The sequence below is a fragment of the Streptomyces sp. KMM 9044 genome (genome assembly GCF_024701375.2).
Taxonomy (GTDB): Bacteria; Actinomycetota; Actinomycetes; order Streptomycetales; family Streptomycetaceae; genus Streptomyces.
Genome location: NZ_CP113910.1, coordinates 106936 through 126898, shown reverse-complemented (window position 1 = coordinate 126898; position 19963 = coordinate 106936). Strand labels below are relative to the sequence as shown.

The following is a 19963-nucleotide window of genomic DNA, read 5'->3' as shown; positions in this document are numbered from 1 at the left end:
CGGGAGACAGGCCGGCGCAGAGGACTTCCCGGCGGGCCGTGGCGCCCGCCCCGTGACATCGTGGTGCCATGAGCATTGATGTGCGCCCGGCCTTCGACTTCGGCGGCGTCCGTGCCGTACTCGGCCCCAAGTCCCCTTCGGCCGAAGTCTGTTGGTGCCTGAGCTATCGCATCCCGTCCAAGCTCGACCGGGAGCTTCGCGGCCCGGCCCGCGGTGAGCACGTCGCCGAACTGTGCAGTGCCTCGCCCCCGCCGGGGGTGCTCGCCTACGCCGGTGACATACCGGCCGGCTGGGCCGCGGTGGCGCCGCGCTCGGCCACGTCCTTCGCCCGCAACCGCACGATCCCGCACGTCGACGACCTGCCGGTGTGGTCGCTGTGATGCATCCGGGTCCGCCCCGGTCACCGCAAACAAGGGATCTCCCACGGCCTCATCACCGGTGCGGTCGAGTTCGCCCGCACCCAGGGGGCACCCGCGATCGAGGCGTACCCCCTCGACAACGGTGACGCCAGGGTCGACCTCACGATGGCGTACGCCGGCATCCGGAAGAACTTCGAGCGCGCCGGGTTCACCCATGCCGCCGACACCACCTCGGTGCTTGCCGGACCCCCCGGGTCCTGATGCGCCTCGACCTGCGCCCGGACGGACCCGAAGCGGCCACGAAGGAGCCGGCCAGGCGGCCGATCCGGCCGGGTGACCCCGGCCGGATGTGACAGCCGGTCCTCAGACCCCGACGCCGAAGTCGGCGGCGATTCCGGCGAGGCCGGAGGCGTACCCCTGGCCGACGGCGCGGAACTTCCACTCGGCGCCGTTGCGATAGAGCTCGCCGAAGACCATCGCCGTCTCGGTGGAGGCGTCCTCGGAGAGGTCGTAGCGGGCGATCTCCTGGTTGTTCGCCTGGTTGACGACTCGGATGAAGGCGTTGCGGACCTGGCCGAAGCTCTGGCCGCGGTTCTCCGCGTCATGGATCGAGACCGGGAACACGATCTTGTCGACCTCGGCGGGGACACCGGCGAGGCTCACCTTGACGGACTCGTCGTCGCCCTCGCCCTCACCGGTGAGGTTGTCCCCGGTGTGCTCCACCGAACCGTCCGGGCTCTTCAGGTTGTTGTAGAAGACGAAGTGCTGGTCGGACGGCACCCTGCCGGAGGTGTCGAGCAGCAGCGCGGAGGCGTCGAGGTCGTAGTCGGTGCCGGTGGTGGTGCGGACGTCCCAGCCGAGGCCGATCACGACCGCGGTCAGGCCCGGGGCCTCCTTGCTGAGAGAGACGTTGCCGCCCTTGGAAAGGGAAACTCCCACTGGGTACTCCTTCTCGGTCGTTCTCGGTGGTATCGAGTATTCGCGGTGTCCGCGATCGATGGGCCGTTCCCGGCCGACACTCAACTGCGCGAGTTACCGAAGAGGACGCGGTAGCCGATGAGCAGGACGAGCGCGCCCACGACGGCCGAGCCCCAGGTGGCGGCGTCGAAGAACTCCCGCTGTACAGGCCGGTCCAGGAACCGCGACGACAGCCAGCCGCCCAGGAAGGCCCCAGCGACGCCGATGACCGTCGTCCCGATGAGCCCGCCCGGATCGCGTCCGGGCAGGACGGCCTTGGCTATTGCCCCTGCGAGCAGCCCCAGGACCAGCCATGCGATGACGCCCATGACGCCCCCTCCTTGCCGTGTCGTCGTGCCGTGCCCACCGGCCGGCAACGCGGCACAGCGGGCATCCGTGCACGGGCAAGCCTAACCTCTACATTTTTGTAGAAGTTTCGGGGTGGGGGTGTCGTGCGACGAGAGGTCCCGGTGACCGTCGGGCTGTGCCCATGGCCATGGGCACGAAACGCGCCCGGGCGGGCCGGGCCCTGACCGCGCCCGGCCCGCCCGGGCGCGGTCAGCCCTCGTCCTCCGCCTCTTCCTCGTCACCCTCGAAGAAGTCCCCGACCTCGTCGACGACTTCGGCCGCGACCATGCCACCGACGACCCCCACGGCCAGCCCGGCCGCGCCCGCCGCGACGACCGTCCCCATGCCGGGGCCGGAGCGGTGGCCGTCGTGGTGGTGCCCGTCGTGCCCGTGGTGTCCGGCGTGAGAGCCGTACGAAGCCCGGTGCTCCACGAGCCGGCGCATCCACTCGTCGACGATCGCGTTCCAGTCCTGGTGCTCGACACCGTCGTGGGAGACCGTGAACCGGTTCACCGCGTCGTGGCCGGAGGAGAAGAGCCCGCCGCGCTTGTCCGCCTCCAGCACGACCTCCATACCGCCCGGGCCGGCGAGGAACGTCACCTCGATCTCGGTGACCTGGTGGGCGTACTGTGCCCCAGGGGTTAGCTCGATCTCCTGGTAGAAGGGCAGTTGCTGGCCGGTGCCGCCGATGCGGCCGTACTCGAGATCGGCGGACCGGAAGCCGAACCCGAGCCCGCCGAACGCCTCGAGGATCGCTTCCTGCACGGGCAGCGGCCCGACGCTCAGCCGGTCCAGATCACCCTTGTCCCTGGCGCCCGCCACGGCGAGTTCGGTCCGCACTCCCAGGACGATGCCGAGGCCCTGGCCGTGGAGCTCGGTGACGGGGGTCTCCCAGGGCAGTGCCACGGTGAACGGGACGCTCTGCAGTTCGCCTGCGCCGAGCCGGAAGCCGCCGCCCACGGTGAACCGCTCGAAGACGACGACGCCCTCACTCTCCCCCTCCTCGTGCTCGGCCTCGACCCGGGCCACCAGCTCCAGCGTGATGTGCTCGATGTCGAAGTCGGTTTCACCGCCCTTGAGATGGACCTGTCCGGTCAGTGCGGTTCCGGGCCGGGGCGCACCGGGGTCGAGGACCGTGTCGACCGTGGGGCCGCCCACGCCGAGCGAGCCGAGCAGTCGTTTGAACACCATCGGGGCGTCCACTCCTTCACGTGCGAGTGTTCCGTAAACGCAGTGCCGCGCGCCCCGTGGGTGCACGGCACAGAATTTCTACAAGCACGTAGAAGCATAGGGTGGCGATGTCCGGGCAGGCGTGCACTCGCTGCCGACGCGGCGGGAATGGCCGAAAGTGGGCACCCGCGCCGGCGGTTGAGACGGGAGCTCCCTCACCGCCACCGTACGCGAGTGTGATGGTCGGATGATGGGTTCGGGTTTACCCGGACGTCGGCCACGGCTACGGTTTTCGGGGTCGTTACTCTCGTGTTACCTACACAGCTCCTGTAAGAGGTGTTCTGCTCTGTCTGGGTTCCCGAAGGAAGGAATCGTGAACGAAACGCTGCCCTCGCGCAGCTCCGGGGAGACGGACAGGCCTCCGACGAGACCGGACAAGGACGAGAGCGCCGCCGGCACCGCGCGGGCCGGCGGGGGGACAGACGGGGGGAGGCGGCCGGCGAAACCGCGGGACGCGCTCTTCGACAACGCCAAGTACCTGGCCATCGTGCTGGTGGCGGTCGGCCACGCGTGGGAACCGCTGCGCAGCGAGAGCCGTACCGTCACGGCGCTCTACACCCTGGTCTACGCCTTCCACATGCCGACGTTCATCATCATCTCCGGCTACTTCTCGCGCGGCTTCGACTGGAGCCCGGCGAAGATCAAGCGCCTGATCACCGGCGTCGCCGTGCCGTATGTCGTCTTCGAGGTGGCGTACACCTTCTTCACCCGGTGGAGCGACAACGAACCGGACCGCTCGATCAGCCTGCTGGACCCCCTGTACCTGACGTGGTTCCTCGCCGCGCTGTTCATCTGGCGGCTGACCACCCCGATCTGGCAGACCTTGCGCCGGCCGCTGCCCGTCGCCCTCGCCGTCGCGGCACTGGCCACCCTTGCCCCGTCCATCGGCAAGGATCTCGACCTGCACCGCACCCTGCAGTTCCTGCCGTACTTCGTGCTCGGCCTCTTGCTGAAGAAGGAGCACTTCGAGATGGTGCGGCGCCGTGAGGTGCGCATCCTGGCTGTACCGGTGTTCGCGGGGGCGCTGGTTGTGGCCTACTGGTCCGTAACCTGGATGGACTACGCCTGGTTCTTTCACAACTCCAGCGCCGAGGATCTCGGGTCGCCCGCCTGGCACGGGCCGCTCATGACCCTGGCGATCTTCGGCTGCTCGGCGGTCCTCGTCGCCTGTTTCGTCGCCCTCGTCCCCCGGCGCCGCACGTGGTTCACCGCACTGGGTGCCGGCACACTGTACGGGTACCTGCTGCACGGCTTCTTCATCCAGGCCGCCAACCACTGGCACTGGTCCCGCAACGACTGGTTCCACACCCCGGTGGGCGAGACCGCCGTCACCGCGATCGCCGCCGTGGTCGTGACCGCCCTGTGCACCGCACCGGTGCGGAAGGTCTTCCGCCCCGTGTTCGAGCCGAAGATGGACCGGGCCTTCCGGCAGCAGGTCCCCGCGGCGGCCTCGGCACCTGCGCGGAAACCGGTTCCGGAATTGGCGGCGGCATCACAGCGGTCCAGTTAGAACCGAGGGGCGTACGGGCCCTGTCCTGTGGGCTTGCACGCCTCTTCCCGCGGTGGTCGCGGACAGCGCGAAACCCCCGCGAGGTGTGGGTGCGTCACGGGGCAGCCATGGACGCGACGGGACCAGGACGAGCCACGGACGGGGAGCGGAGCCTGGGGGTCTGCATCGTCGGCGCCTCGGGCAAGTCGGTGACGTACATGGTGCGGCACGCGTTGGAGCGGGGCTACGAGGTCGTGGGCGTCTGCCGTGAGAGGAGTGTGCCGAGACTGGACGGGTTCGCCGTGCGGATGACCGTCGTCGCGGGCCCGACGGACGACCGTGAGGCCATCCGTCGGGCGGTCGCCGGCTGTGACGCGGTGCTGACGGCCCTGGCGCCCTGGGGAGTGCGGGGCTACGCGAGCAAGACCGCCCAGGCGGTGCTCGGCCTGGCCCCCGCGGGGGCGCGGCTGGTGTTCTCCTGCGGCCGGCACATCACCCGTGACGGCAAGGATGCGCACTCGCTGAAGCTGCGTGCGCTCGTCGTGGTCTTCGGCACGGCTGGCACGGCTGGCGCGCTTCGCCGACCTGCGCGACCAGGTGGAGGCACGCCGCCGCGTCTTCGCCGGCGACACCCGCTGAACGGTCGTACGCGGGAACGATCTGGAGGAGGGCGGGGGCCAGGGCTGCCGGGCGTCGTCGGTGATCACCTCCACTGCGGAGCGGGCACGTCGGTGCCCCGGTTCTCGCGGACAACCTCACCCGGCGGGTCGACTTCGCGCTGTTCATGGTGGAGGCGGTCACCGACGACGAACTGATCCACGAGGCCCCGGCCATCGTGGGCTGCGAGACACCCGCGGCCCTCGCTCACGCCCGGCGGCCGTGACACCAGTGAGAGGCCGTCGACCCCGGCGATCGCGGGGACACGGGGGCGCACCGAGCGCACTGCCCTCACGCCGCCTGCCGGGGCGTCGGCTGCTGCGAACCGGTGCCGCGCGTGCCGTGCGCACGCGCACGCAGCACGGTCTTGAGCACCTCGCCGGTCCACAGGATCGCCGAGCCGACGGCAGCGCACACCAGCCACTGACCGGGAGCGAGATCGGTGGTGGTGAAGAAGCCGTGCAGCGCGTCGGTTTCGACGATGGCGATGAGCAGGGCGATCACGGCACCCGTGGCGACGAACGCGGAGGTGTTCTGCAGCGTTTCCCGGCTGAACACGCTGCGGGTGTCATGCCGCACGTTGAGCAGGTTGAAGACCTGGAAGAACACGAAGGTGACGAAGGCCATCGTGCCCGCGACGGTCGCCTCTCCCAGTTCCGCCTCCGGGCCCGGGGCCCAGATCAGCACCGCCAGTGTGCCGGCCGCCATCACTGTGCTCGCCAGCAGGATGCGGGTGAGACGCTGCTTGCTGAGGATCCGTTCGCCGGCCGCGCGAGGCGCGCGCTTCATCGCGTCCGGACTGACCGGGTCGACGCCCAGGGTCATGGCCGGCGGCCCGTCCATGACCAGGTTGACGAACAGGATCTGCAGGGCGGTGAACGGTGCCCCGCCCGCCAGACCGGTCAGTGAGGCGATCAGGAAAACGGCCACGAAACCCAGAGCGGTGGAGACCTGGAACCGGGTGAACTTCACGATGTTGTCGTAGATGCCGCGGCCTTCGCGGACCGCGGACACGATGGTGGCGAAGTTGTCGTCGGTCAGCACCATCGTGCTGGCCTCCTTGGTGACCTCCGTCCCCGTGACGCCCATCGCCACCCCGATGTCGGCCTTGCGCAGCGCGGGGGCGTCATTGACGCCGTCACCGGTCATCGCGACCACGTCACCGCGGTCCTGCAGCGCCCGGACGATACGGATCTTGTGCTCGGGGGACACCCGGGCGACGACACCCGCCTCGTCCAGCCGGTCGGCCAGGGCGGTTTCGTCGTCGATGCGGTCGAGATCGGCCCCCGTCACGGCGCCTCCGGGGATACCGAGCTCGCGGGCGATGGCGCCCGCGGTCACCGCGTGGTCACCGGTGATCACGCGAACCCGGATTCCGGCATCGATGCACTCGGCGATCGCCGTGCGTGCTTCCGGGCGGGGCGGATCGACGATGCCCACCATGGCCGTCAGCACGATCCGGTCGAGGAGATCCTTGGGGTCCTCGGGAGCCCGGAAGCCGTCGGCGGGGAAATCCTCCGTGCCCAGCGCCATGACCCGCATGCCCTGCTCGGCGAGCGAGGCGTTGCCCTCGTCGAACCGACGGCGGGCCGCGTCGTCGAACGGCAGGATCCCCTCCTCGCCGACGAGGCGGTCCGCACGGCCGGCCAGGACATCGGGAGCACCCTTGACGAAGCACCGGACCACCGCGCGCCCGGAGTCGTCTGTCCAGTCGTGGAAGGTCGCCATGAACTTGTAGTCGGAGTCGAAGGGAACCTCCAGCCGCCGCGGCCGCTCCTGCCGCAGTCCGATCACGTCGACGCCGCCCTTCTCGGCCAGGACCACCAGGGCGCCCTCGGTCGGGTCACCCATGACGTCACCGTCGCGGATCACCGCGTCGGTGCACAGGGCCATCGCGGTCAGCGCGTGGTCCAGCGTCTGCGGCAGGGGCTGTCCGTCGGTGGTGCGGATCCGCCCTTCGGAGGAGTAGCCCTCGCCGGAGAGGGTGAGCCGACGGCCGGCCAGCAGCATCTCCCGCGCCGTCATCTGGTTCAGCGTCAGCGTGCCGGTCTTGTCCGTGCAGATCTGGGTGGTACTGCCGAGAGTCTCGACCGACGCCAGCTTCTTGACGATCGCCCCCTTCTTGGCCATCCGGCCCGTGCCCATCGCGAGGGTGAACGCGACCACCGCGGGCAGGCCCTCGGGGATGGCCGCGACCGCCAGCGACACGGCACTGATGAACAGGTCGCCGAAGTCCTGCCCGCGCACCAGGCCGAGGACGAACACAAGCGCGATGACCAGCCCGGCGATCAGGGCGAGGGTGCGGCTGAGCGCGTCGATCTGACGCTGCAACGGCGTCGGACCGGGCTTGGCCGAGTGCAGCATGTCGGCGATGCGGCCGGTCTCGGTGTCCATACCGGTGGCGGTGACCGTGACCTCGCCCCGGCCGCGCGTGACGGCGGTGTTCATGAACACCGCCGTCGACCGGTCGGCCAGCGGGGCGTCCTCTGCGACCTCGGCATCCGCGTCCTTGGCCACGGCCTGCGCCTCGCCTGTCAGGACGGACTCCTGCACTTCCAGGGAAGCCGACGTCAGCAGCCGCCCGTCCGCGGGAACCCGGTCACCCGGCGCGAGGGTGACCACGTCCCCGGGGACCAGCTCACCGGCGGCCAGTTGCATCAGACGGCCGTCGCGGCGGACCGTGGCATGAGTGACCGTCATCTCCCGCAGGGCGTCCAGCGCCGCCTCGGCCCGGGACTCCTGCACGAACCCGATCGTTGCGTTGAGCAGCACCACCACTGCGATCGCGATCGGGGTCTCCCCTTCCCGGGACACCAGCAGGCTGACCACGGCGGCCACCAGCAGAATGATGATCAGGAGATCCTGGAACTGTCGGAGGAAGGCTCGCCACCGGGGTTCACGCGGAGCCTCGTCCAACTGGTTCGGCCCGTGCTCCGCCAGCCGCCGGGCCGCTTCGTCCGAAGAGAGCCCCGCACCGGGGTCGACGTCGAGCCGGCCCGTCGCGTCGGTCGCGGGCAAGGCGTGCCAGTGCGGTGGTGTGGCGGAAGCGTCGGAAGGCAGCATTGCTCCATTCTGCAGGGGGTTGTGCGGCGGGGCATACGCGCACAGGAAGAACCCGGAGGTCGGCCCCGGGCAGGAGAGTTGCCCGGGGCCGACCCGTCCGCGTGCCCGCTCTCGCACCGGTCGACAGCGGGATCCCAGAACGACGTCACCTCTTCGGCCCTGCCGCCTGCACGACCCGAGGGCCGGCCAAACCGAGACCGATTCCGACTGTTCGTGGGCGGAGTGAGCGGCCACCGTCCCGACCCGGACGCGCTCGCCGGCGCTTCGGCGCGCATCGTGATCGCGATCGTGCTGGTCCCGGTCGGGGTCGGCATGCTGGTCCGGCGCCGCTCCGCGGCCTTCGCGGCCCGGGCCGACGGCCCCGCCCGCGTATTCTCCGTCACCGTCCTGGTCGTGGTGTCCCTGGCGGCGCTGCTGGGGGAACGGGAGAACCTCGCGGACTACCTTCGGCAGGTCGGTCTGGTCACCGGAATCTTCTGTCTGGCGAGCCTTGGCATCGGGTGCGGCGGTGCCGGAGGTCCTTCGTCTGAACGAACCTCAGGCGATCACCAACGCCATGGAAGTGGGGATCCACAACACGACCGTCGCCCTCACCATCGCCCTGAGCGTCCTGGACAACTCGGAGGCGGCAGTCCCCAGTGCCGTTTACTCGGTGCTCATGTACGTCCTGGCGGCGGCCTTCGGTTACGCCATCACCCGCAGCCGCTCGTCGGGCACGGTCACAGCGGACCGGACAGTGGGCTGAGGTGGCCATGACGGCCTTGGTCTCTGCGCGTGTCGGCGGTCGGCCCCGACGGTGCCTCGCGTGCACGATGCCGATCACCGGGTCTTCCACGCCCCCTCGGTCCGGCCACGAGACCCCTGGACAAGGGACAGGACCTCCCGGGCCGGTGAGCCCGTGGCACGTGCCCTGCGGTCCACCGTCGGACCGGATCACTGACCGCTGCATGACGGAACATGAGGTATGCCGGACATGCGCGTAGGATGGCTGCCACGGACTTTCGTCCGTGGCAGCCAGGCCGCGGGTCCAGCGCCCTCGTATGACTGGGTCCGCCCGTCCCTCCCGCTGTGTACACCAGCGGTTTCCGCACGACCCAGCCGCCTCAGCCGTACACGTGGAAGGACCAGTAATGGGCACAGTCACCACCTCCGACGGCACCACCATCTTCTACAAGGACTGGGGGCCGCGCGAGGGCCGGCCGATCGTCTTCCACCACGGCTGGCCGCTCAGCGCCGACGACTGGGACAACCAGATGTTGTTCTTCCTTTCCCACGGCTATCGTGTGATAGCCCACGACCGCCGCGGTCACGGGCGTTCAAGCCAGCCCTCGACGGGCCACGAGATGGACACCTACGCGGCCGATGTCGAGGCACTGACCGGCGCGCTCGATCTGCATGACGCCGTACACATCGGACATTCGACCGGCGGCGGCGAGGTCGCGCGCTATGTGGCACGCGCCGAGCCGGGCCGTGTCGCGAAGGCCGTGCTCGTCAGCGCCGTTCCACCGGTCATGGTCAAGTCCGAGAGCAATCCCGGAGGTCTGCCGATCGAGGTGTTCGACCAATTCCGCGCAGCCCTCGCCGCCAACCGCGCGCAGTTCTACATCGACGTGCCGTCCGGTCCCTTCTACGGCTTCAACCGCGACGGCGCAAAGGTGCACCAGGGCCTGATCGACAACTGGTGGCGGCAGGGGATGGCGGGCGCGGCCAATGCGCACTACGAGTGCATCAAGGCGTTCTCCGAGACCGACTTCACCGACGACCTCAGGCAGATCGACGTCCCGGTCCTCGTCGCGCACGGCACGGACGATCAAGTCGTGCCCTACGCGGACTCGGCGCCCCTGTCTGCCGAACTTCTGAAGAACGGCACCCTGAAGTCGTACGAAGGGCTCCCACACGGCATGCTCTCGACCCACCCGGAGATCCTCAACCCCGACCTTCTTGCCTTCGTGAAGTCGTAGTCCTCAGCCTGGGCGGATGGTGACGGCTCAGCAGGCTTCCATCAAGTCACTCCCGGCCAGGGTTCTCCCCCTGTGGACCGCCGCGGTCATCTCAACGGAAAGCCTTCCGGCACGTGTTCTCCGAGTCGCCCGGCGGTCCCGCCGGGCCTCTCCCGTCGAAGAGGCCCGGCCCGCCAAGGCTGGCAGAGAGGGTTGTGAGGGGGCTGTCGGGGCAGACGGGCTTCACCTGACTGGGAGGAGCCTGTTCATGTTTGGCATAGTGGCCGCCGTGCTGTTCTTCTTCGCGTTCTTGATCAACGCGGCGGACATCGGCACCAATGATGTGTTCTCTTCGACGAATGTGATGCTGCTGGGGCTGACTGCCCTGGCTCTGCATGTGGCGGGAATCGGTGCGGGCTGGGCTTCCAGGAGCCGGCGCTGACCCCGGAGGACCCTGCGACCGCTGACCCGCGTGACGGGGTGCTCGGGGGCGCCGCGAACACTCCGAGCACCCCCATCCCGGTGGTCGGCACCGCCCGCGGCAGCGGTTCCCCGAAGGGCGCCTGTGCAGCAGCCTGTGCAGCGTATTGCGGACCCCGCCGGTGAATACGGTGGCTTCCGGTCCTTTGCCCGCAACGCCCCCGAGGACGGTGTCCCGTCCTGGGGGGGGCACCATGTGCCGGAATATCAGGGTGCGCCCGGCCGTGAGGATCTCCTACAGTGCGGTCATGCGCGTCGTTTTCACCAAAGGCCCCGCCACGAGCTACGACATCGCGGTGCATCGTGAGACCGGGGCGCGGCTCGCCCCGCGCAATGGGCCGGGCGGGCATCCGTACCTGCCCCACGACCTGGTGCACTTCCTGGTCGAGGCGGAGGCAGGCATCAGGCTCGGGGTCTATGGGCGGCTGGCCGCCGGTGACAACGGCCTGTTCTGGCCAATCGATCCCGCGGAGCGCGCCAAGGCCGCGCGGCGTCGCAAGTCGAAACCGGTGAAACCCTCTCCCCGGGCGCAGGCGGACATGGCCCGCTCGGAGTACCTGGCGGGCATCGCCGTACCCGTGTGGGAAGTGCGGCGCGGCCATGCGGAGGGACTGCCCGCATATGTGACGGCGGGGGAGATGCCCACGGTGGTCGACCGGATCGTGTCCCGCTTCGACGACTGCGCCGACCGCTGGCACGCGCTGCCGGTCGGGGGTTCGCTGGCCCTGACATGGTGAGGAACCGGGCCGTCAGTACCTCCCCGCCCCGACCGGCCGGTCCTTTTCCTCCGGCGAGCCGCCCTCGTTGACGCAACCGACCAGCACTGTGCCGGCCAGAACACCGGCCACGGTCGCCGTTGCCCCCCGGCTGCTGCCGCCCGACCTGACCATGTGATGCGTCTCCTTCCAGGTGTGCGCGTGCCGGTCCACCGCGGTACCGGCGTGCTATCCCGACGCCCCTGTTTGCAGCGAAAGCGATTGCAGAGGGCAACATTTGGCCTTGTGTCACCGTCCTCGCCGACGCGAGGACACCAGGGCGGGGCCACGGCGGCCGGAGGATGGGACACCGGCCTGTGGCGCGTCACCGTCAGCCGGCCTCCAGCCGCGGTCACGGCCCGGCGGGGGCGGTGTCAGTGCGCCAACGCCTTGACGGTGACCAGGTCTTCACCGGTGAGTTCCGCGATGCGGTGTGCCGGCACCCCGGCTGCCAGGGCACGGGCGAGCAGCGCGTCCCTGCCGTCCGAGTAGGAACGGTAGGCCAGCAACTCCTTCTCCAGCCGGGCGACGTCGTGCGGCGCGGCATGGCGGCGCACGTGGCTCAGTTCCTCCTCCCCGAGGGGCACGGGCAGCCGCTCGACATCGTCGGGAAGGGCTGCCGTCTCCTCCGGCGGCACCAGCCGTAGCCCGGGGGAGGTCGCGGTGACCCCCTGCGCTTGCAGCCACGCCCGGACCGCGGGAGCCTCCATGCAGGTCAGTTCCCCGACGGCCGAAGGGGGCACGCCGAGCGTCACGGCCGTGCCGTTCAGCAGGACGAGGTAGGCGTCATCGGTCATCTTCGGTTCCTCACAGGAGAAGTTCTTGTCCTGACGGCACTTCCTATACCCCTCATCGGCCGTCTCACGACCGGCCGCCGGCCATTCACGCCCGCCGCGCGGGATTCCGTGTCCTCCGCTACCGTGCGTCACGCGCCTGACTGCTGCAGGCCTGCTGATCGCCGCCGACGCCGGCCCTGCACTGCGCCGGTGTATCGCGCTCCTGCAGGAGCAGGCCCACTGGTTCCGCTCCCGTACGTCCCGCCAGCGGCCGACCCCGGCCGGCTTCCCGGCCGCGACCTCGACGCATGCGGAAGGGCGGCAGGGCGAGCCGGGACACGAGCACGTGCGCCGCAGGCGGTCTGTCGCGTTTGACTATCCCCTCGTGGCGTAGAGCCCGTGATTGCAGGGGAAGTTGGGGTTCATGGGGTCCAAGAAGAAGCCGCTGTACGACGCCGAGTTCCGTGAGGGCGCCGTCCGCATCGTGGTCGAGACGGGGAAGCCGGTCGGGGATGTGGCCGAGGAGCTGGGGATCAACCCGGGCACCCTGCACAGTTGGGTCTCGCGCTGGCGCCGCAACGGGACGACGTCGTCGGACCGGCCCGCGCCGCCCGCGCCGCCCGCGTCGACTGTGCCTGGCGGGCGTCTGCGGGAGGCCGAGCGCGCGGAGCTGGATCGGCTGCGACGCGAGATGAGCGAGAAGAACAAGCGGATCCGGGGGCTGGGGACGGAGCGTGATGTCTTCAAGCGATGCAGGGCCCTCTGGGTGAAGTGACCGAGCACATCCCGGAGGCGCTGGTCGCCTTCATCGGTGGCCAGAGGGTCGAGCACGACGTCCCGCACCGGGTGATCTGCCGGGTGGTCGGGGTGAGCGAGGCATGGTTCTGCAAGTGGCGCCGGCGCCCGGACGAGCCCACATGGCGCGAGGTCGGACGCGCGGAGCTGGGGGAGAAGATCGTGTACTTCTTCCGGAAGTCCGGTGAGACCTACGGCTCACCGCGGATCACGCTGGACCTGTGGGCAGGGGGCTGGAAGGTTTCGGTGGACACCGTCGCGGAGATCATGGCCGAGCTCGGCCTGCAGGGCCGCAAGCTTCCGCGTCGACGCAGGTCGCTGACCTGGCAGGGCAAGCGGAAAGCGGCTCCTGACCTGGTGCACCGCCGGTTCGAAGCGGTCACTCCGGACGTGCTCTGGTACGGCGACATGACCGAGATTGCGACCGGTGAGGGCAAGATCTACCTGGCCACGGTCATCGACGCGTTCTCTCGCCGTTGCCTCGGCTACGCGATGGGCGAGAACCACGACGCGGCTCTGGTCGGCGCGTCCTTGAAGATGGCAGCCGCGATACGGGGTGGTCAGGTGGAGGGAACGATCTTTCACAGCGACAGGGGCAGCGAGTACACGTCCGAGGCGTACGACACCCTGTGTGACCGGCTGGGCGTGGTGCAGTCCATGGGGCGAGTGGGGTCAGCCCTGGACAACGCCGCCGCGGAATCGTTCAACTCGCTGATCAAGGTCGAGTACATTCACCGGCACCAATTCGAGACCCGGACAGAGGCTCGACTGAAGATCGCTACCTGGATCACCGGGTTCTACAACCCGTGCCGGAGGCACAGCGCGGCCGGCGGGGTGCCGCCGCAAGAGTTCGAACGGATCATCATCGAAGCACGCGACCAGAGTGCCCAGAGGCGTCAGGCCGCATAGAAGAGGTCTCTACGAAACCAGGGGATTGACACGGGGGACCTCCACCCCGACCGGACCGACATCGGCCGGCACCGTCTTCGCCCGGGCCCCGCTGAGGGAGTTGCCGCCGCCCCGGCCCCCGGCGTCGTGCTTCTCGTGGCCGAGGCGATCGGTGATCCCGCCCCCCAGAGCGGACTCCAGGACCCGCTCGGTCAACTGCTGGAGCAGCCCGCCCTCCCCAGCCGGCTGCAGCCCCTCGCTGCGGGCCCGGTCCACGAGCATCGCAACCAACTGCTCATCACTCGCCGGCACGGCCACCACCGGCTCGCTGCCCGGTATCCGCTCGATGGTGATGTCGCCCATCTGGCGTCTCCTCGATCATCGGATCCGCCGTTCATTGAACACTCCCCAGCCGCACCCGTCTCCACGCCGACCTCTACCAGCAATGACCTTCGGCAAGTGATCTTGACCGTTGACCGTCCCAGGCAGCCGCCCGTGTCCCCTACGTGCCCGATCGGGCGGCAGCGGGCGGGAAATGCGGGGGTGCCGCTACGGCGACGGAGGCGGCCTCCTGCACCGGGCGAATCGACGCCCGGCTACCCAGAGGTTGATCAGGAACAGCACCGATCCGGCTATGGGCCAGCCCACCGATCCACCGTCGCGGTACGTCTCGATGCCCACCACCAACAGCATCGAGCCGACTGCCACGCCCATCAGGTCGAGGAGGACGTCTGCCTGCCTCACGATCTTCGAAAGGTTGACCACGGCTTGATGGTGACAGGTGACCCGCTCGACGCCAAGGGCGAGTCTGCGCCGCGACCTGCATGTTTGCCGCGCGGTCGGCGGAGCGACTGTGACCAGGAGCTGCTGACACACCGCCAGACCTCCTGGCAAACGGCCAAGATTCAGTCAGAGGCCAAGCAAGATCACGATCTACGGCTGTAGGTGTGCCACGAACGCAGAGAGTGAGGTTGATGTGGGTAGAGACCCTGCTTGATGTGGTGCTGCACGGAAGATGAAGGTTTTGTGGCCCTTCGGCGTCGCCCTGCGGTGGGAGGCGCCAAACCACCCCGAGCTGCGTTGGCTGAAGACCGTCGTGGTGAGCGTCCGGGGAAAAGGCGCTGGTCAGGTGTCAGGTGGGGACCGGGAAGGCGAACGCGAGTGAACCGCTGATGACGTGTCGTGAGTAGTAGGTGACATCGAAACCGGGGTGTCTACAGGATCCCGGGATGAGCCTGGCGGGTGACCGCTTACTGGCCAGGCGGTGTCCGGCATGAAGGCGGCGCGAGCCCGGTCTGCGGCTTCCGTGCGGAACGTGGGAAGGCGTGTCGCGATACTGCCCTGGCTCAGCGGCCGGGGCGACAGGGAGAGCCCGGTGCGGAAGTGCTCCGGCTGGGCGTTGAGTATCGTCGCGCGGCGCGCCGGCGGACCGGCTCGTAGTAGTGCCGAAGCTCCTGTAATGGGAGTGGAGCGAAGGGGCCGGGTCGTTCGTGACTGGTTTGTGTCGTCAACCGGAAGTTCTCCGGGAGGAGCGGGATGGACGAGTTGAAAGCGTCAGCCAAGCCGTTCGACATCTCCAAGCGGGAGGTGTGGGACGCCTGGGAGAAGGTGAGAGGGAACAAGGGCGCGTCCGGGGTGGACGGAGTGTCCATCGAGGCGTTCGAGAAGGATCTGAAGAACAACTTGTACAAGATCTGGAACCGGATGTCCTCGGGCACCTACTTCCCGCCGGACGTCAAGGCGGTGCCGATCCCGAAGAGTGCAGGAGGTACGCGTGTTCTCGGTGTGCCCACTGTTGCTGATCGGGTGGCGCAGACGGTGGTGGCCCGGCACCTGTCGGAACGGGTGGAGCGGGTGTTCCATCCGGATTCCTTCGGATACCGGCCGGGTAAGTCGGCCCTGGATGCGGTCCAGGTCTGCCGGGAGCGGTGTTGGCGGTATGACTGGGTGGTCGAGTTCGACATCCGGAAGTTCTTCGACACCGTCCCATGGGACAAGGTCGTAGCCGCGGTTGAGGCGCACACCGACGCTCGTTGGGTGGTGCTGTACGTCCGGCGGTGGCTGGCCGCCGGACTGCGGCTTCCTGACGGGTCCACAACTGAACGGGCAGAGGGCACGCCGCAGGGTTCTGCGGTATCGCCCGTCTTGGCGAACCTTTTTCTGCATTATGCGTTCGATATGTGGATGGTCCGGGAGTACCCGGACTGCCCGTTCGAGCGTTTCGCCGATGATGCGGTGATCCATTGCCGCACGTTGGCCGGGGCGAAACGGGTCCTGACCGCGTTGCGGTCGAGGATGGCGGAGGTCGGTCTGGAGCTGCATCCGGACAAGACCAGGATCGTGTACTGCAAGGACGACAACCGACGTGGCCGGTTCCCGGTCACCGGGTTCACGTTTCTGGGGTTCACGTTCCGGCCGCGAGGAGCCAAGGACAGGCACGGGGTGATGTTCACCGCGTTTCTGCCCGCGATCAGCAAGCAGGCCCTGAAGAGGCTGAGCAGGACGGTGCGGTCCTGGCGACTGCACCGGCGCACCACGTGGGAGTCGACCGACTTGGCCCGGATGATGAATCCGGTGGTCCGGGGATGGGCGAACTACTACGGGCGTTTCTATCGCTCGGCGCTGTACCCGCTGTTCGACCGCATCAACACCTACCTGCTGCGGTGGATCGGGAAGAAGTACCGGGTGGGGATGAAGCAAGCCCTGCGGCGGCTGACCGAGGGCCATGCACGCCGTCCGAAGTACTTCGCTCACTGGACCTGGGTGGCCCCGACGGGCTGAGGACCAGGACGACAAGAGCGGAATGACGGGAGACTGTCACGTTCCGTTCCGTGGGAGCCCGGGGGTGAGATTCCCCCGGGCGACCCGACTACTAGGCGGCCCGAAGATCACGTGGGGTGGTCCACCGCTGATGCCGAAGACCGGGAGGAACCGTCTGTACTTCGACCGGGGCGAGGTCGCTCGGGCGGTGACGGCCATGGCTGCGTTCGTGTTTCCCGGTTCTGGCTCGACTTCCGTGCAGCGGCCACTCCGCGCCATGGCTGAGTGTCTCCCGGAGGTACCCGAAGTCGCCCGGAAAAGAGTTCGTGGGGAGTTCCAACGGCCCGACCTGTCACCGGGGCTGGAAAGAGTTAACCGTCCTGACCAGTCACGACGGGTGCGTCGGGTGATATCGCGGAAACTTGGGGAAAAGGTTTCGGCAGTCGATCGGAGGTTGCCGTGGAGGGTGGAGATCTGGAGCTGGGCGAGTTGCTGGCCTCTGCGGAGGCGGCGCCGCCCAGTGAGTCCGTGGATGTGATAGCACGCGACCTGCAAAAGCGATTCGGTGCGGAATGCGTGTCCTTCCTTTTCGTCGATCTCGTCGGTCGGCGGCTGGTACGGCTCACCGCGACCAGCGGTGATGCCGTGGACCATGCCGAGCCGATCGACCTGCAGGGCAGTGTCTACGACACCGTTCTGCAGAGCCAGTGCCAGCATGTGGAACCGGAGGGCCAGGATGGACGGCGCGTCATCACGCCGGTCACCAACCGCGGCGACTGCATCGGCCTTTTGGAGATGATCCTGCAGTCCGCCGACGACACCGTGCTCCGACAGGTTCGCGAGGCGGCACACGCGCTGGCCTACGTCATCGTCACGGACCGCCGCTTCACCGATCTGTACCACTTGGGCGGGCGCACCACCGAGACCAGCCTGGCCGCGGAGATCCAGCACCAACTGCTTCCCTCGGCCCCCTGCTGCGAGGCGGCCCAGTTCACCCTCGCCGCCGGGCTGATCCCGGCCGACGACATCGGTGGCGACACCTACGACTACACCCTCGACCGCGACACCCTGTACCTGTCCATCACCGACGCCATGGGCCACGACACGGACTCCGCTCTGCTGGCCACCCTGCTGGTCGGCGCGCTGCGGCGGGCACGCCGCAGCGGCTGTGACGCCCTCACGCAAGCCCAGCACGCCCACCAGACCCTGCTGAGCCACAGCCAGGGCCTGGCCACCGGGCAACTGCTGTGCGTCGACCTCGAAACAGGCCTGTGTGAATTGGTCAACGCCGGCCACCCCTGGCCACTGCGGCTGCGCGACGGCACCGTCGAAGAGGTCAAACTCGCCGTCAACCTGCCGTTCGGTGTGGCGGCACCCGCCTCCTATCGTCTGCAGGAACTGCAACTGCAGCCCGGAGACCGCCTGATCCTGCTCACCGACGGAATGCAGGAGCGCGGTGCCGCAGCCGTCGACCTGGCCTCGATCGTTCACGACACCCGCACGCTGCATCCAAGAGCAGCCGTCCGAAGCCTGACCGCCGCGGTGCTCGACGCCTGCCATGGCAACCTCAAGGACGACGCCACGGTCCTGATACTGGACTGGCACGGCGAACATCCCAGACCGGCCGAGACCAGACCGGACCCGCAGCGCTGAGCCGCAGCGGCCCGCCGTGCGGCACCGCTTTGCCCACCACGCCGACTCTGCTGCTCAATTCAGGGGATGGTCACGCACCGCATCCGAGAGGGTCCGGGGCCGGACCGCCTCCTCGCGAGACCCGTTCCCTGCGCCCCGTCGACAGGCCGGCGTCACTCTCCGCAATTGAGCAACAGAGCCCACACCCTTGACAGCGCCACCGTCCGGGCCACCCTGCGGGACCTGGGCGTCCGTTCCGACTGCCGCGCCGCTGCGGTCAGGCCGCACGAGCGCTCACCCTGACCTTGACGTTCGCGGGCGGCACAGCTGGGAGAAGACCAGCCGTCTTGCCGGGCCCTCCGCACATGATGACGACCTGCGCCCCCTCGCCTGCCAGCCGATGGACGCCGCCGGTCTCCGGCGTGTCCGCCTGACCAGGATTGGCCTGGGAGCCGAGGACCTCATCGATGCCGGCCTGGTCGCCCAACGGATCGGCCTGGACGCCACCCGCGAGGCCGGACTCGTCTCCGGACAGGTCATGGACAAGGTCCGCGGCAAGTCGGGGCCCCGCTCGGTGGGCCCGGCTGCCGTGATGCCGTTCCGTCGTGCTGCCTGACCGGGGGGCACTGGATCGTCCCCTTGGGTGCCGGGCCGCTCGACAAGTGTGTTCCCTCTTTTGCGCGAGTGCAGGCATAGAGGCAGGACGAGGGGGTATCCGCGCAGCGGCGTCGACTGCATCGGACTGGCGGCGCGGTTGGCTTCGACGGTGGGAGGGATCTGTCATGGCGCTCATGAACGTGACGGCAACGGACACGCAGGCGCACGAGTTGCCGGAGGTTGCCGATCCTTCTCAGGTGGCGCCGAAGGATGCTCGCGAGCTGTCCAGGCTGTTCTTCGACCAGCTTGCGGTGCTGGAGGAGGGCACGCCGGAGTACAGCTACGCGCGGAACACGCTGATCGAGATGAACATGTCCCTGGTCCGCTTCGCGGCCGGCCGGTTCCGCAGCCGGGGGCCGGAGGAGATGGAGGACATCGTCCAGGTCGGCATGATCGGCCTGATCAAGGCGATCGACCGGTTCGACCTCTCCCGGGAGGCGGAGTTCACCTCCTTCGCCATCCCCTACATCGTCGGCGAGATCAAGCGGTTCTTCCGCGACACCACCTGGGCCGTGCACGTTCCACGCCGCCTGCAGGAAGCCCGCGTCCAGCTCGCACGCGCCACTGAGGAACTCCGCAGCCGCCTGGGGCGTACCCCGACGGTGAAGGAACTGTCGGAGCTGATGAACCTTCCCGAGGAAGAGGTACGGGAGGCCCGCCTCGCGGCGAACGGCTACAACTCCTCCTCCCTGGACGCCACCATCAGCGGCAGTGAGGACGGCGAAGCCGCGCTGCAGGACTTCATCGGCGCCCAGGACCAGGCTCTGGAGCTGGTGGAGGACTTCCACACCCTGGCCCCACTGATCGCGGAACTCGATGAGCGGGACCGGCAGATCATCCACATGCGGTTCGTGGAAGAACTCACCCAGGCCCAGATCGGCGAACGCCTCGGTGTCTCCCAGATGCACGTCTCCCGACTGCTGTCGCGCACTCTCACCCGGCTGCGGGAAGGCATGCTCACCGGTCACTGACTAGCTGTTGTTCAACCAGCCAGGTGTTTGACCTGGAAGTTTGCTGTTTGTGATCTTCGTGGGTCGGGGTGCAGGGTGGCGAGGTCTTCCCTCTCGAGTCCGGAGGTGCCCTCGAACGTAGCTGTTCAGCTGGGGTGACGGTCTGTTGGACCTCGCTATCGCGTGATCGGTAGGCTTGTGGTGTGGAGTCCCAAGGTGAGCCGACG

Annotated in this window: 18 protein-coding genes and 2 pseudogenes; 13 read left to right on the top strand and 7 right to left on the bottom strand. The window is 68.6% G+C overall.

Annotated elements, in window-relative coordinates:
- Positions 1-68 precede the first annotated feature (68 nt).
- Positions 69-637 (top strand): annotated as a pseudogene (locus HUV60_RS00585) (GNAT family N-acetyltransferase); the annotation flags it as partial.
- An 85-nt stretch (positions 638-722) separates the two neighbouring features.
- Here the strand turns inward: HUV60_RS00585 and HUV60_RS00580 are convergent.
- The 3 genes from HUV60_RS00580 to HUV60_RS00570 all read right to left on the bottom strand — a co-directional run bounded on the left by HUV60_RS00580 (position 723) and on the right by HUV60_RS00570 (position 2855).
- Positions 723-1298 carry a TerD family protein gene (locus HUV60_RS00580; RefSeq protein WP_257852979.1) on the bottom strand — a complete coding sequence of 192 codons (576 nt, stop codon included), beginning with the start codon at positions 1296-1298 and terminating at the stop codon, positions 723-725.
- A gap of 80 nt (positions 1299-1378) precedes the next feature.
- On the bottom strand, positions 1379-1645 hold the full coding sequence (locus HUV60_RS00575; protein ID WP_257852980.1) for a GlsB/YeaQ/YmgE family stress response membrane protein: 267 nt from the start codon (positions 1643-1645) through the stop codon (positions 1379-1381).
- Between the two features lie 229 nt (positions 1646-1874).
- The gene (locus HUV60_RS00570) at positions 1875-2855 is read right to left on the bottom strand and encodes a sporulation protein (RefSeq protein ID WP_257852981.1); all 981 of its coding nucleotides are present in this window, start codon (positions 2853-2855) and stop codon (positions 1875-1877) included.
- A 349-nt stretch (positions 2856-3204) separates the two neighbouring features.
- Here HUV60_RS00570 and HUV60_RS00565 point away from each other — a divergent pair, with 349 nt between their 5' ends.
- Positions 3205-4404: an acyltransferase family protein gene (locus tag HUV60_RS00565; RefSeq protein ID WP_443047487.1), complete on the top strand. Its 1200-nt coding sequence runs from the start codon at positions 3205-3207 to the stop codon at positions 4402-4404.
- 107 nt (positions 4405-4511) lie between these two features.
- Positions 4512-5198 carry an NAD(P)H-binding protein gene (locus HUV60_RS00560; RefSeq protein ID WP_257852983.1) on the top strand — a complete coding sequence of 229 codons (687 nt, stop codon included), beginning with the start codon at positions 4512-4514 and terminating at the stop codon, positions 5196-5198.
- 133 nt (positions 5199-5331) lie between these two features.
- On the opposite strand, the gene HUV60_RS00555 is transcribed toward HUV60_RS00560, so the two are convergent.
- The gene (locus tag HUV60_RS00555) at positions 5332-8103 is read right to left on the bottom strand and encodes a cation-translocating P-type ATPase (RefSeq protein WP_257852984.1); all 2772 of its coding nucleotides are present in this window, start codon (positions 8101-8103) and stop codon (positions 5332-5334) included.
- A gap of 508 nt (positions 8104-8611) precedes the next feature.
- Here HUV60_RS00555 and HUV60_RS00550 point away from each other — a divergent pair.
- From HUV60_RS00550 to HUV60_RS00535, 4 genes are all read left to right on the top strand, one after another.
- The gene (locus HUV60_RS00550; protein ID WP_257852985.1) at positions 8612-8848 is read left to right on the top strand and encodes a hypothetical protein; all 237 of its coding nucleotides are present in this window, start codon (positions 8612-8614) and stop codon (positions 8846-8848) included.
- Between the two features lie 385 nt (positions 8849-9233).
- The gene (locus HUV60_RS00545; protein ID WP_257852986.1) at positions 9234-10064 is read left to right on the top strand and encodes an alpha/beta fold hydrolase; all 831 of its coding nucleotides are present in this window, start codon (positions 9234-9236) and stop codon (positions 10062-10064) included.
- 247 nt (positions 10065-10311) lie between these two features.
- The gene (locus HUV60_RS00540; protein WP_257852987.1) at positions 10312-10485 is read left to right on the top strand and encodes a hypothetical protein; all 174 of its coding nucleotides are present in this window, start codon (positions 10312-10314) and stop codon (positions 10483-10485) included.
- A gap of 286 nt (positions 10486-10771) precedes the next feature.
- Entirely contained in the window at positions 10772-11260 is a 489-nt protein-coding gene (locus HUV60_RS00535) for a hypothetical protein (protein ID WP_257852988.1), read from the top strand.
- A 392-nt stretch (positions 11261-11652) separates the two neighbouring features.
- Here HUV60_RS00535 and HUV60_RS00530 read toward each other — a convergent pair whose 3' ends face one another.
- Positions 11653-12075: a DUF6003 family protein gene (locus tag HUV60_RS00530; protein ID WP_257852989.1), complete on the bottom strand. Its 423-nt coding sequence runs from the start codon at positions 12073-12075 to the stop codon at positions 11653-11655.
- A gap of 403 nt (positions 12076-12478) precedes the next feature.
- Here HUV60_RS00530 and HUV60_RS00525 point away from each other — a divergent pair, with 403 nt between their 5' ends.
- A complete protein-coding gene (locus tag HUV60_RS00525) occupies positions 12479-12829 on the top strand; it encodes a transposase (RefSeq protein WP_257848366.1) in 351 nt (116 codons plus the stop codon).
- Positions 12826-13758 carry an IS3 family transposase gene (locus HUV60_RS00520; protein ID WP_257848367.1) on the top strand — a complete coding sequence of 311 codons (933 nt, stop codon included), beginning with the start codon at positions 12826-12828 and terminating at the stop codon, positions 13756-13758. The genes HUV60_RS00525 and HUV60_RS00520 overlap by 4 nt, the downstream gene beginning before the upstream one ends.
- Positions 13759-13788: 30 nt before the next feature.
- Here HUV60_RS00520 and HUV60_RS00515 read toward each other — a convergent pair.
- Together HUV60_RS00515 and HUV60_RS00510 are read right to left on the bottom strand one after the other, a co-directional pair.
- A pseudogene (locus HUV60_RS00515) lies at positions 13789-14100 on the bottom strand (transposase); the annotation flags it as partial.
- 186 nt (positions 14101-14286) lie between these two features.
- The gene (locus HUV60_RS00510) at positions 14287-14502 is read right to left on the bottom strand and encodes a hypothetical protein (RefSeq protein WP_257852990.1); all 216 of its coding nucleotides are present in this window, start codon (positions 14500-14502) and stop codon (positions 14287-14289) included.
- Between the two features lie 771 nt (positions 14503-15273).
- Between HUV60_RS00510 and ltrA the strand changes: the two genes are divergently transcribed.
- From ltrA to HUV60_RS00490, 4 genes are all read left to right on the top strand, one after another.
- Positions 15274-16518, top strand: a complete 1245-nt coding sequence (gene ltrA / locus HUV60_RS00505; RefSeq protein ID WP_257852991.1) for a group II intron reverse transcriptase/maturase — start codon at positions 15274-15276, stop codon at positions 16516-16518.
- 438 nt (positions 16519-16956) lie between these two features.
- Positions 16957-18150 carry a PP2C family protein-serine/threonine phosphatase gene (locus tag HUV60_RS00500; RefSeq protein ID WP_257852993.1) on the top strand — a complete coding sequence of 398 codons (1194 nt, stop codon included), beginning with the start codon at positions 16957-16959 and terminating at the stop codon, positions 18148-18150.
- A 379-nt stretch (positions 18151-18529) separates the two neighbouring features.
- Positions 18530-18745, top strand: a complete 216-nt coding sequence (locus tag HUV60_RS00495; protein ID WP_257852994.1) for a hypothetical protein — start codon at positions 18530-18532, stop codon at positions 18743-18745.
- A gap of 166 nt (positions 18746-18911) precedes the next feature.
- Positions 18912-19757, top strand: coding sequence for an RNA polymerase sigma factor SigF (locus HUV60_RS00490; RefSeq protein ID WP_257852995.1), 846 nt, complete (start codon positions 18912-18914; stop codon positions 19755-19757).
- The last annotated feature ends 206 nt before the right edge of the window (positions 19758-19963 follow it).